Genomic DNA, 12153 nt, shown 5'->3' with positions numbered 1-12153 from the left:
AAATTTAAAGAATCAAAATCGTAGCGTTCTGTTACTTTTACCGTTTAATCAAGGCACGTAAATTATCCAGATAATGCTGAGCCTGCTGTTTTGGATCAATATTGCCTGCAAGTTTTTTCTTGCGGCCTAACCACTCCAGTTCATCTTCTGGCAGCTCATCCAGGAAGCGGCTTGGGGTCATCTGCTTCATCTGTCCACCCGCCTTACGCTGTTCCGCTAAGGTAATAGTCAAGCCCTGACGCGCACGAGTAATCCCCACGTACATTAGACGGCGTTCTTCCTCGACTGTTTCGGCAGCAATCGAGTTCTTATGTGGCAGAATTTCTTCTTCCAGTCCGATTAAGTAGACATAAGGGAATTCCAGACCTTTGGATGCATGCAAGGTCAGAAGGTTAACCTTATCGGTATCTTCTTCTTCCTGCTGCTGTTCCAGCATATCGAGAAGCACCATCTTACGGATGACACTTTCGATATTCTTTTCATCGACATCTTCTGCACGATTGATCAGACTCTGAATACTGCTATACAGCACTTCAATATTATCGAGTTTGGTTTTTTCCTGTGCCGGCGTCGCTGCGGATTCCTTGATATAGTCAATATAGCCTGCTTCAACCATCATCTGGCGGATAATCGGTACGGGCTCATCGTCTTCCAGCAAGTTACGGGTAAAGTTATTGATAAAATCTGAAAATTCTGCCAGTTGTGTGGTCGCTTTCTTTGGAATGACCATAGTTAAACGCTGATCGCCTGCCGCTGACAGTAGAGACAGATTATTTTCCTGGGCAAACAGACCGAGTTTTTCCAGCGTCACCGGGCCAATGGCACGTTTCGGTGTGTTAATAATCCGCAGGAAAGCGCTGTCATCTTCCGGGTTAATGATCAGACGCAGGTAACTCATAATGTCCTTGATCTCTGCACGCGCAAAGAAAGACTGACCGCCAGAGAGCTTGTAAGGAATCTGCATCTGGCGCAGCTGAGTTTCCAGAATACGTGCCTGGAAATTACCACGATACAGAATCGCGTAATCTTTCCAGTTTTTACCATTCATCAGCTTATGCGTGATCAGGTCTTTCACTACGCGTTCTGCTTCATCATCATCATTACGACAAGTGATGACCCGAATCACTTCACCATGGCCTTTATCTGACCAGAGCTTTTTATCAAAGATATGCGGGTTGTTGCCAATCACGGTATTGGCAGCTTTCAGAATACGACTGGTAGAACGATAGTTCTGTTCCAGCTTGATCACTTTCAGATTCGGGAAATCCTGTTGTAACAGCGCCATATTTTCTGGCTTGGCACCACGCCAGGCATAAATCGACTGATCATCATCCCCTACAGCGGTGAACTGCCCCATGACCCCGACCAGTAATTTCACCAGAATATACTGTGCCGTATTGGTATCCTGATATTCATCGACCAGCAAATAACGTACACGGTTCTGCCATTTATCCCGAACTTCAGCATTTTCCTGTAACAGACGCGTTGGCATCACAATCAGGTCATCAAAATCGACGGCATTATAGGCACGCAGATTTCGCTCATAAAGTTGGTATAAATGCGCGAACTGAACATCTTCTGGCGTTTCACAAGTCGTGTGAGCCTGTTCTGGTGGAATCAGATCGTTTTTCCAGTCCGAAATCACCTTCATGGCTTTAGCAATCAGTTCTTTGCTTTCTGCACCTGAAAGATTATCGCGATGCATCAGATCCATCAGAATCCGCTTACAGTCATCGGCATCCAGAATCGAGAAATTATTTTTTAGCGGTGTGTGTTTGAGCTCTAAACGTAATAAATTTAGACCAAAAGTATGGAAGGTCGAGACTGAAAGGCCTTTGGCTTCTTCTCGGGTCAGCAATTTGGTGACACGCTCTTTCATTTCACGTGCCGCCTTGTTGGTAAAGGTCATTGCCGTAATCCGGTGAGCCGGAATCCCGCAATGCTTGACCAAGTACGCGATTTTTCTTGTAATTACCGAGGTCTTGCCTGAACCCGCTCCGGCAAGTACTAACAAGGGTCCTTGAGTATATTTCATGGCTTCAAGTTGCTTGTCATTTAACTGACTGGCGAGTGACATAGTGCTTCCTCTTCTAGATTCGGCTCCGATTATAGTCATCTCATGCCCAGATGCCTAATTGAAAATTCATTTTCCTGCGTCATCTTTCAGACATAAAAAAAACCACCCGAAGGTGGTTTTTCTACAAAATCAGTGATTACTGAACAGCATATACTGCAATTTCAACACGACGGTTTTGTTCTTTACCAGCTGCAGTTGAGTTGTCTGCGATCGGGTTCGCTGAACCAAGACCTTGTGCATTGATACGAGTACGTGCTACGCCTTGACCAGCAAGGTAGTTCGCAACAGATTGTGCACGTGCTTGAGACAATGGAATGTTGATTGAGTCATTACCAGTGCTGTCTGTATAACCAGTTACCAAGATACCGCTTTGGCTGTCTTCAGTCAGAACTTGGGCAACTTTATTCAATGTTGCATAGAAGTTTGGTTTGATGTTTGACTTGTTAGTGTCAAATGTAATCGCACCAGGCATTACCAGGTTGATTGAACCATCTGGATTACGGTTAACGTCTACGCCTGTACCCGCAGTAGCCTGACGTAATTTTTTCTCTTTATTGTCAAGGTAAACACCCGCTGCACCACCAAGTACTGCACCAATTGCAGCTGCACGGTTGTTTTGACGGCTAGTATTGGCATTACTTTTAGAAATACCATAACCTGCAGCAGCACCAATTACTGTACCCAAAGCTGTTTTGTCGTACTCAACACCACCCAGGTTATTGCCAGTAGTTTGACAACCTGTAAGTGCTACTGCCCCTGCTACAGCTGCTGAAATTAATAGTGCACGCATTGCATGCCTCCTTTGTAGTGTAATTTGTATCTTAGGTCAGATAATGATTTAAAAATAATGGGATAACCATTGAATTTTTGTTAATAATAAATCTTTTAGTAATATTTTATAATGTTTATGTGTAACCAATTTCCTGAATTTCATCATAGTTTCTTCATAGTTTAACGATCGGACTTTTCTATTCGCTCAACTCCCTCTATATTGTTCAAAATGTGATGAAATTTAGACGATTATTCTCTGGGACTGTTTTTATATGTCATCTAAAAGCAAGCAACAAACGACTTTAAAAAAACTTACCCGTGGCCTCATGGTGACATCTGTCATGACTGGCAGTACTTTTTTTCATGGACCACCCGTACTGGCTTTGGGGCTGACCAAACTTTTTAAGAAATCTTCTAAGATTGATGAAACCAATATCAAGATTACCAATAGCTGGTTGGGCGTAAATAACTGGCTGATTGACAATGTCCTGAAAAATACCGAATGGCAAATCAGTATTGACGAATCTCTGGATCTGAACATGCAGGGGCGTTATTTAATGACCTGTAATCATCAGAGCTGGGTGGATACCACGGTAAACCAGTATTTCGGTTTAACGCGTATGCCTCTCACCCGCTTCTTTACAAAATGGGAACTAATTTTTATTCCATTTGTAGGTCAAGCCTTTAAAATTCTGGGCTTCCCGATGATGAAACGGCATAGCAAGGAACAGATTGCCAAAAACCCTTCCCTGAAATATCGGGATATGGAAGAAGCACGCAAGGCATGTGAACAACTGGTTAGCCAGCCATTTACTTTGCTGAATTATCTGGAAGGTACACGTTTTACCCCAGAAAAGCATGAACAGCAAAAATCGCCTTATAAGCATTTGTTGAAGCCTAAGGCGGGCGGTCTCGCGCTGGCACTGAACATTCTGGGGGACAAAATTGATGCACTGGTGGATATGTCTATTGTTTATCCTGATGGCGTGCCAGGTTATGGGGAATTCTGGTTAGGCGAAGTTCCGCGTATTGCCGTGAACTTAAGAAAAATTGACATTCCGGATTGGGTACTCGGCGGCAATTATGAAGATGATGCAGATTACCGTGCACGTTTCCAGCAATGGGTAGACCAGATCTGGACTGAAAAAGACCAATTAATTGAGCAAATGCAGCAGAATCTGATTTCCGCTTCTGCCTGACATTTGCCAGAGAGACTATGAAGAACGACAATCCGGACCTCGTGTCCAGCTCATTTAAGTTTATTCGCAAAGGTACCTGGGGCTGGAAAATTGCACTGATTTACGACATTTTCATGATGGTTGTCATCATCATCAATTTGTTCTGTCTCTGTGCCAATGCCATTCTGATGAGCGATTTTGGGCACTGGTTGTTTGACTTTATTCGTCTGCCTGATGTCTTACAGTTTTATAAGAGTGAATTACGTCCCTGGGTAATGATTACCGAGGGATGGTTTACCACCTTCCTGATTATTGAACTCATCGTTCGCTGGTTCATTGCCATTGTTATGCGTCACCATGCCCGCTGGTGGTTCTTTCCCTTTGTGCACTGGTATGAAATTTTATCCATCATCCCACAGCTACGTTTTCTGCGTTTATTACGTGCAGTCGCGATTGGCTACAACCTGCATAGCCATGGATACAAAGTCATACCGGCAAGCTGGTACAGACGGGGCAATTTCTACTATAACCTGCTGATGGAAGAACTTTCGAGCCGTGTAGTATTGACGGTACTGGATGGCATTAAGCGTGAACTCAGCACCAGCACATCACATAAACAATTAATTGATGATTTGGTGGAACATCACCGTAAATTACTGGCTGTTGCTTTGGCAGATATCTTGCAAGAATCTTTGGGCAAGGAATTACAGGCACAGCGCTTCATGATTTCAAAAAATGTCGGGCAAGTCGTCAATCAGGCCATTGAAGATACACCTGAACTCACCCAGCTTCTACGTCTGATTCCCATTGTGGGTGGGCGGCTGGAGCGGCAGATCCAGAGTATTGGTCAACGTTTGGGAGAAAATATCACTCAAGGCCTGATCGATCCTTTTACACATAGTGGATCACAAGAAAACCCGACTTTTGCCATGATTTCAGATAAGATTAGCCAGATTCAGATTGAACATAATCCACATATTGATAAATTAGTCGAATCGGCTGTTTTTGAAACACTTGAAGCCATTCAAAAACAGGTCAAAGTAAAACAGTGGCAACAGATTTTAGAAGAACACGAACAAAATCAGGGCTCAATAGATAGATGAGTTTTCATTTGCAGACTCGGCTAAGATAAGCTGATTCTATTCGTATAAAAAAAATAACTTGGATCGCTAGAGAATTAACGAAATTTGTTCTAGGATTTGCACTATTTACAACATTGCTTCGACATAAAACAGCAAGTCAGAAGTATTAAGGAAAAATTATGGCTGACATACGGATAAAAGGCAGAATGGTCAATGCGCTACGCATTAGCCTCGATACCAATGATCATGATGCAATCCGCCAGCAACTGAAACCAAAATTACAAGCGGCTTTTCCGCCAGGCACATTGGCGGTGATTGAAAGTTCAGTCGATCAGGAACTGATTGCCCTGATCCAGTTACTGATTGATCTCGAAGTTCAGCCTATGGCAGTGACTGAAGGGATTCTGGGGGATCAGGCTCGTGCGATTCAGTTCCCTGTTCTGCCACCAGACCGTCAGTTACAGGAAATTAAGGCGACCAAAGAACAGGTCATGGAAGTCAAATCCGAATCTGCTGCTGACGATGAAAAAGCTGATGCAGCACCGATCGTCGCGCATGTGACTTCTTATCACGATGAAATTCTGCGCACCGGCCAATGCATTGTGCAGAATCAGGGTGACATTATTATTACGGCCGGAATAAACAGTGGTTCAGAAGTGATTGCTTCAGGCAATATCCATATTTATGGCAGCGCGCGTGGCCGTGTGATTGCAGGTGCGGGTGGCAATACTGCAGCGCGTATTTTCTGCCATGCGCTGGAGGCCGAACTGATTTCTATTGCAGGTACTTACTGTGTGGCCGACGACATTCCACCGAATGTTGTGAAAAAACCCGTGCATATTTACTTGAATGATCAACAAGAGCTTGTATTTGAAGCTCTACAATTTTAATGTATAAATAAACACCAAAAACCCCATTTTATAGGGGATTTGAACCATAACAGGAGTGGATTCGGTGGCGAAAATTGTTGTCGTAACATCAGGCAAAGGTGGCGTAGGTAAGACTACAACAAGTGCATCTTTTGCAACAGGTTTAGCCCTACGTGGCCACAAAACTGTGGTAATCGATTTTGATGTAGGCTTGCGTAACCTTGATTTGATTATGGGCTGTGAACGCCGTGTAGTATATGATTTTGTAAATGTTCTCAATAACGAAGCACGATTACAACAAGCACTGATTCGCGATAAAGATATTGAAAATTTATATATTTTACCTGCTTCACAAACACGTGATAAAGATGCTTTAACTGATGAAGGCGTAGAACGTGTAATGGATGAGCTTTCACAAGAATTTGATTATATCATCTGTGACTCCCCTGCAGGTATTGAACGTGGTGCCATTTTAGCCATGTACCATGCAGATGAAGCTATCATTGTGACTAACCCTGAAATTTCTTCAGTACGTGACTCTGACCGCATCATTGGCATGTTAGATAGTAAAACTAAAAAAGTAGAACAAAACGAAGGTCGCATCCGTAAACACCTGTGTATTACCCGTTTCAATCCGGAACGTGCCGATAAACAGGAAATGTTAACGATTGACGATATTTCTAAAGATATTTTACGTGTTCCAACTTTAGGTGTTATTCCTGAGTGTCCAAGCGTTCTACAGGCATCGAATGAAGGTAAACCAGTGATTCACTTTACCGAATCTGCCGCAGGTCAGGCTTATGATGACCTTGTAGCACGTTTCCTGGGTGAAGAGCGTCCTTACCGTCATATTGAAGTAAAACCTAAGGGCTGGTTAGCACGATTATTTGGAGCGTAAACATGGCTGGATTCTGGAGTAAACTTTTTAGTAGCGAGGATAAACCATCAAGCGCACAAACCGCGAAAGACCGTTTGAAAGTCATTGTTGCTTCTGAACAGGGTTTGGGGCGCCGTTTGAGTCAGGATAAAATTGACCAGATGAAGACAGAGATCATGCAAGTGGTCAATCGCTACGTCCGCGGGGTTGATGAACAGCACATTCAGATGCAGGTACGTTCTGAAGCAAACATTGAAATGCTTGAAATGAATATCAATTTACCTGAAGAGCGATAATCTGAATTTTGATTAGTCAAGTAAATTGATTCAAGGCAAAATATGAGCCTCAACAAAGCGCCGCTTTGTTGAGACGCAAGACCAGAAGCTTGGCTTCGCGTAGACTTGATAGTAATTAGTATTTTTTACCTCATCTCAAAACGTGAAGTGATACTTCGAATAGACAAAGTGCATGATAAGACTTTGCCTCTTGCGAACTCATATTTTGCCTTTTTTCATGCCGAAGAATTACATCAAGGAGATTGCGATGGCATTATCTCAACCAGCGACCTTTAACGAAGAATGGTCAGATGAGCGTGTATATGCCTACCTGAATCAGCTTCCTCCTGCAGGCGTCAATGCAGATTTTCATGTGCTTTATCATGCATTCAAGCATATGCGTCCTTTTGACTATGAGCGCCTGCTAACCAAATTTGTCGCAGATGGCCGCGATCTTAACGCCACCAATCCGGAAGGACAGTGCATTCATGACGTGATTGCCACTTATCCGCGTCAAAGTGCCGAGTTCCTCGCAGTATTAGAAAAATTTGCATAAGTTGTAATGCATAAAAAAGCCTGCTTAAAGCAGGCTTTTTTAATCGCTAGAGATTCTGGATTTAAACCAAGATCTCACGCTTCCCATTGGCACCCATTGAGCTGACAATGCCATTTTCTTCCATCTGGTCAATGATCCGTGCAGCACGGTTATAACCCAGACTGAACTTACGCTGCAAAGATGAAGTTGATGCTTTGCGGGTTTCCAAGACGAAGGCTACACACTGGTCATACAGCGCATCTCGATCCGATCCACCATCTCCACCATCCTCAAAGCCACGACTAGACGGTTCTTCATCAAATGGAGTCAGGATCTCATCCACATAGTTAGGCGCACCACGCTCACGCCATGCATCACAGATCCGGTTCACTTCATCATCGGCAATAAAGGCACCGTGTACGCGCTCCGGCTCAATTTTACCCGGGCCAAGGAACAGCATATCACCATGACCGAGCAGATCTTCTGCACCACCTGCATCAAGAATGGTACGTGAGTCGATTTTCGAGTTCACACGGAGTGCGACACGTGTCGGAATATTCGCCTTGATCAGACCAGTGATCACATCTACTGAGGGACGCTGAGTTGCCAGTAACAGGTGAATACCGGCAGCACGGGATTTTTGTGCCAGACGGGTAATCATCTCTTCAGCTTTCTTACCGACCTGCATGATCATATCCGCGAACTCATCGGCAACAATCACAATCGATGGCAATGGCGTTAAGCGCGGTGCACGTTCCCCTGCGACTGATTCACTCGCTTTCCAGGTTGGATCAAATAGCTCTTCACCATTGGCAAGCGCCTCTTCTACCTTACGGTTATAGTCGCTGAGCTTACGAATTTTCAGGAAAGACATCAGTTTGTAACGACGTTCCATTTCATTCACACACCAGTTCAAGGCACTGACTGCATCTTTCATATCGGTCACAACTGGGGTTAACAGGTGTGGAATATCGTTATAGTTGGCCAATTCAAGCTGTTTCGGATCGATCAGGATCAGGCGTAACTGGTCTGGTGTGTACTTCAATAGCATCGATAGAATCATCGAGTTAACCGCCACCGACTTACCAGAACCCGTAGTCCCTGCTACCAGCATATGCGGTGCTTTACCCAGTTCAGTAATCACCGGATTGCCTGAAATATCCTTACCCATGGCCATCGACAAAATGCCATCTGGATCATTGAATTTTGGAATTTGTACCAGTTCAATCAAACGCACCATTTCACGGCTACTGTTCGGAACTTCAATGCCGATATAAGGCTTACCTGGAATAACTTCGACTACACGTACTGAAGCCATTGACATCGAACGAGCCAAGTCACGTGAAATATTAGTGACTTTGGAAGCTTTCACACCAGGCGCAAGGTCCAGTTCAAAACGGGTCACGACTGGGCCTGGCTGAGCCTCGACCACTTTGGCTTTAACGTTAAATTCCTGAAGCTTGATTTCCAGAAGTTCTGATAAACGGGATAATTGCTCTTCAGTGAAATTCACTTTTTTGTTCGGATCGACTTTATCCAGCAATTCCAGACCCGGCAATGGTGACAGGTCTTTACGGCGCTCAGCGACCTGCATGGCTCGTGACATTGGACGACCAGCGGCATCGGTCAGTGGCGCATCGAAGTCAAACTCGTCTTCATCCTGAGGCTTACCGGCAGTTTCATGCCAAGCTTCAATAAATTCTTCTTTGGACAATGCTTCCCGAACTGCTGCATTGGTCGCTGCGGTTTGAGCTGCTGTCTCTACACGCTGAATCGGTGCTTGAACAAAAGCAGAAGATTGGGCATAACTTGATGCACGTACAGGTGCAGGTTTTGGTTCATCAGCTTCAACCAGTAAATCGTCCAGATCCTCAAAGTCCGCTTCCAGGCTGGTATTTTTAATCGCATGTGCAGCCATAAGTGGAGCAGCCGCAGTTGAGCTGATTGTTCCAGCATCTTCTACAATTCTGAGGGATTTTTCAGCTGCTGCTGAATTGAACGGGGTATGCACATCCGTTGCGGTTTTACCTTGCGGGACTGCGGCCAATAACTCATCAAAAATTTCATCATCATCCCAGTCCAGATTATTCTTGGCGGTAGATGATGATGTCACTTCATGAGCATTGTGATTCGTTGACGCAGCTGCAAATGCATCAGGAGAAAAATCAGCTTGCTCTTCTTCTGCAGCTTTAAGCAAAGCATCGATATCCTGCTTGTGACGCTGGTCTTCATTGGAATGTAACGCACGCCACACCTCCCCTGTTGCCACCACACGATCCGGCTCTACTGTTCGCGGTGCTTGTTCCTGAACAGGTTCTGAAGCTGATGTCTGTACAGGTTCAGAAATATCTTCTTCATAGTGGTGAGGCTGGTGCGATTCTTTATCTGCAAAATCCTCAAACAGGCGTTCAGCGACATGATCGCGAACTACAGGGTCGACTTCTACCAGATCATGCTCAGGTGCGGCAGTGACTGGTACTGTCACTTTTTTGGCAGCTGCTTTTACCGCTTCTTTTTTAATTACAGGTGCGGTACGGTCAAAATCAGACATACCTTCTGGCACATTACGGTAGAACAGGTCTTGCAGATAAGCAGGTGTTGCCTTGAGACTGCTCCAGGTCTTGTTCCATTTCACACCAAATGCCAAGGTAAACAGAACCACCCAAAGCACCAGCAAGAAAAAAGCTGCGCCATAGACAGTTAGTAATTGTTCAAGACTTTGGCCCAGTTCATAGCCAATGATCCCGCCTGAAGAATTATCCAGCGTATCGGCTGGAACTTGCCAGAACAGGAACAGCAACGCCGATGTAGTCAATAACAGGAAGAATTGGGCAGCATAGCGGAATGGACGGTTCAGGAAGCTGCGCGGCCACCAGACCTGGATTGCTTCCATAAACAGATACACAGGGATCAGCAGGCTTGCCCAACCGAGAAAACCAAATAACAGGTCTGAAATCCAGGCCCCTGCAACCCCACTGGCATTTGAAACTGTCTGCGTATCACTAGAGATATGCATCCACCCCGGATCAAATGGTGTATAGGTCACTGTTGCAAGAAACAGATAAATCCCAAATGAGACTAAAAATAATGTCATTACTAAGCGCTGTGCATAGGCACTCGACACCGCTGTCATATACTGTCCTGTAACCAATTCTTCATGAATATTCTTTTGCTGGTATGCTTCAAAAAAAGCGTCGCAATAAAATGCATATTATGCACCTGTTGCATCAAAAAAGATGCATTATTGTGTACTTCTTCTATATAGCCCAAATCGATTTCGATGATCAATAATATCGACTTTAATCTCACACCACTGTTATACAGTTTCACGTATAATTCAATAAATTTCTAAATAAAAAAGGATACAGCGAATGAGCGCACGTCACTCACGACTGATTATTTTAGGTTCTGGCCCTGCTGGCTATAGCGCAGCAGTCTATGCAGCGCGTGCAAACTTAAAACCGACCCTGATTGCAGGTCTGCAACTGGGTGGTCAATTAACCACAACGACTGAAGTAGATAACTGGCCTGGCGATCCTGAAGGTCTGACTGGTCCAGCTTTAATGGAACGTATGCAGGCTCATGCAGAACGTTTTGGTACTGAAATTGTTTATGATCATATCAATGAAGTTGACCTTAACGTTCGTCCATTCGTCCTGAAAGGCGATATGGAAGAGTTCACTTGTGATGCCCTGATCATTTGTACTGGTGCAACTGCGCAATACCTGGGTCTGGAATCAGAAGCTACATTTATGGGTCAAGGCGTGAGCGCTTGTGCAACCTGTGACGGTTTCTTCTATAAAGAACAAAAAGTGATGGTTGTGGGCGGTGGTAATACCGCTGTTGAAGAAGCGTTATATCTCTCTAACATCGCTTCTCATGTGACCCTAGTTCATCGTCGTGATACGTTGCGTTCTGAAAAAATCCTGCAAGACCATCTTTTTGAAAAAGAAAAAGAAGGCAAAATCAGCATTATCTGGAATCATCAGGTAGAAGAAGTGTTGGGTGATACCACTGGCGTCACTGCGGTACGTTTAAAATCAACTCAAGATGATTCAACTCAGGACGTTGAAGTATCAGGTCTATTTGTTGCTATTGGTCATAAACCAAATAGCACTATGTTCGAAGGCCAGCTAGAACTGCGTGATGGTTATATTCAGGTTCAAAGTGGTACCGCAGGGAATGCCACCCAAACCTCTATCCCGGGTGTATTCGCTGCAGGCGATATCGCAGACAGTATCTACCGTCAGGCGATTACTTCTGCAGGTTCAGGCTGTATGGCGGCACTGGATGCAGAAAAATATCTCGATGCAATGGGTAAATTAGACTAAGCAGCGAAAATAAAAAGACCGTCCATCATGGGTAATGCCAGTCAGTTAAGAAATTGACTGGCATTTTCTTGGGTATTTCAGTGGTTTACCTTTCACAACTCTTGGGCAACTTCTAACCCTCCTCTCAGGCAAAACATACCTCCTAGATTTCTCCAGTA

At 44.4% G+C, this 12153-nt stretch carries 10 protein-coding genes; 7 read left to right on the top strand and 3 right to left on the bottom strand.

Going from position 1 to position 12153, the window contains the following annotated elements:
• Positions 1 to 37: 37 nt before the first annotated feature.
• Positions 38 to 2077, bottom strand: coding sequence for a UvrD-helicase domain-containing protein (locus tag FTV13_RS06360; RefSeq protein WP_180011379.1), 2040 nt, complete (start codon positions 2075 to 2077; stop codon positions 38 to 40).
• A gap of 136 nt (positions 2078 to 2213) precedes the next feature.
• The gene (locus FTV13_RS06355; protein ID WP_159124472.1) at positions 2214 to 2867 is read right to left on the bottom strand and encodes an OmpA family protein; all 654 of its coding nucleotides are present in this window, start codon (positions 2865 to 2867) and stop codon (positions 2214 to 2216) included.
• 253 nt (positions 2868 to 3120) lie between these two features.
• Between FTV13_RS06355 and FTV13_RS06350 the strand changes: the two genes are divergently transcribed.
• The 6 genes from FTV13_RS06350 (at position 3121) to FTV13_RS06325 (ending at position 7685) form a co-directional block, all read left to right on the top strand.
• Positions 3121 to 4047: an acyltransferase gene (locus tag FTV13_RS06350; RefSeq protein ID WP_180011377.1), complete on the top strand. Its 927-nt coding sequence runs from the start codon at positions 3121 to 3123 to the stop codon at positions 4045 to 4047.
• Between the two features lie 17 nt (positions 4048 to 4064).
• Positions 4065 to 5129 carry a preprotein translocase subunit SecA gene (locus FTV13_RS06345; protein ID WP_166137962.1) on the top strand — a complete coding sequence of 355 codons (1065 nt, stop codon included), beginning with the start codon at positions 4065 to 4067 and terminating at the stop codon, positions 5127 to 5129.
• Positions 5130 to 5287: 158 nt separating this feature from the next.
• A complete protein-coding gene (minC, locus tag FTV13_RS06340; protein ID WP_180002419.1) occupies positions 5288 to 5998 on the top strand; it encodes a septum site-determining protein MinC in 711 nt (236 codons plus the stop codon).
• A 64-nt stretch (positions 5999 to 6062) separates the two neighbouring features.
• Positions 6063 to 6875: a septum site-determining protein MinD gene (minD, locus tag FTV13_RS06335; protein WP_159124476.1), complete on the top strand. Its 813-nt coding sequence runs from the start codon at positions 6063 to 6065 to the stop codon at positions 6873 to 6875.
• 2 nt (positions 6876 to 6877) lie between these two features.
• Positions 6878 to 7150: a cell division topological specificity factor MinE gene (gene minE, locus FTV13_RS06330; protein WP_004783265.1), complete on the top strand. Its 273-nt coding sequence runs from the start codon at positions 6878 to 6880 to the stop codon at positions 7148 to 7150.
• A gap of 247 nt (positions 7151 to 7397) precedes the next feature.
• Positions 7398 to 7685: a PA4642 family protein gene (locus tag FTV13_RS06325; protein ID WP_180002418.1), complete on the top strand. Its 288-nt coding sequence runs from the start codon at positions 7398 to 7400 to the stop codon at positions 7683 to 7685.
• A 61-nt stretch (positions 7686 to 7746) separates the two neighbouring features.
• Here the strand turns inward: FTV13_RS06325 and FTV13_RS06320 are convergent, their stop codons facing one another.
• Positions 7747 to 10797, bottom strand: a complete 3051-nt coding sequence (locus FTV13_RS06320; RefSeq protein WP_180011375.1) for a DNA translocase FtsK — start codon at positions 10795 to 10797, stop codon at positions 7747 to 7749.
• Between the two features lie 238 nt (positions 10798 to 11035).
• On the opposite strand from FTV13_RS06320, the gene trxB reads away from it, so the two are divergent.
• Positions 11036 to 11995, top strand: coding sequence for a thioredoxin-disulfide reductase (trxB, locus tag FTV13_RS06315; RefSeq protein ID WP_180011373.1), 960 nt, complete (start codon positions 11036 to 11038; stop codon positions 11993 to 11995).
• Positions 11996 to 12153: the final 158 nt, after the last annotated feature.

This window comes from Acinetobacter sp. YH12235, from assembly GCF_013417705.1.
Classification (GTDB): domain Bacteria; phylum Pseudomonadota; class Gammaproteobacteria; order Pseudomonadales; family Moraxellaceae; genus Acinetobacter.
This window is presented reverse-complemented; position numbering and strand designations above follow the sequence as displayed.

Bases quoted from the DNA above. Each gene is read 5' to 3' on its own strand.
- FTV13_RS06360 (WP_180011379.1), bottom strand. From the start codon at position 2,077: ATGTCACTCGCCAGTCAGTTAAATGACAAGCAACTTGAAGCCATGAAA.
- FTV13_RS06355 (WP_159124472.1), bottom strand. From the start codon at position 2,867: ATGCGTGCACTATTAATTTCAGCAGCTGTAGCAGGGGCAGTAGCACTT.
- FTV13_RS06350 (WP_180011377.1), top strand. From the start codon at position 3,121: ATGTCATCTAAAAGCAAGCAACAAACGACTTTAAAAAAACTTACCCGT.
- FTV13_RS06345 (WP_166137962.1), top strand. From the start codon at position 4,065: ATGAAGAACGACAATCCGGACCTCGTGTCCAGCTCATTTAAGTTTATT.
- minC (WP_180002419.1), top strand. From the start codon at position 5,288: ATGGCTGACATACGGATAAAAGGCAGAATGGTCAATGCGCTACGCATT.
- minE (WP_004783265.1), top strand. From the start codon at position 6,878: ATGGCTGGATTCTGGAGTAAACTTTTTAGTAGCGAGGATAAACCATCA.
- FTV13_RS06325 (WP_180002418.1), top strand. From the start codon at position 7,398: ATGGCATTATCTCAACCAGCGACCTTTAACGAAGAATGGTCAGATGAG.
- FTV13_RS06320 (WP_180011375.1), bottom strand. From the start codon at position 10,797: ATGACAGCGGTGTCGAGTGCCTATGCACAGCGCTTAGTAATGACATTA.
- trxB (WP_180011373.1), top strand. From the start codon at position 11,036: ATGAGCGCACGTCACTCACGACTGATTATTTTAGGTTCTGGCCCTGCT.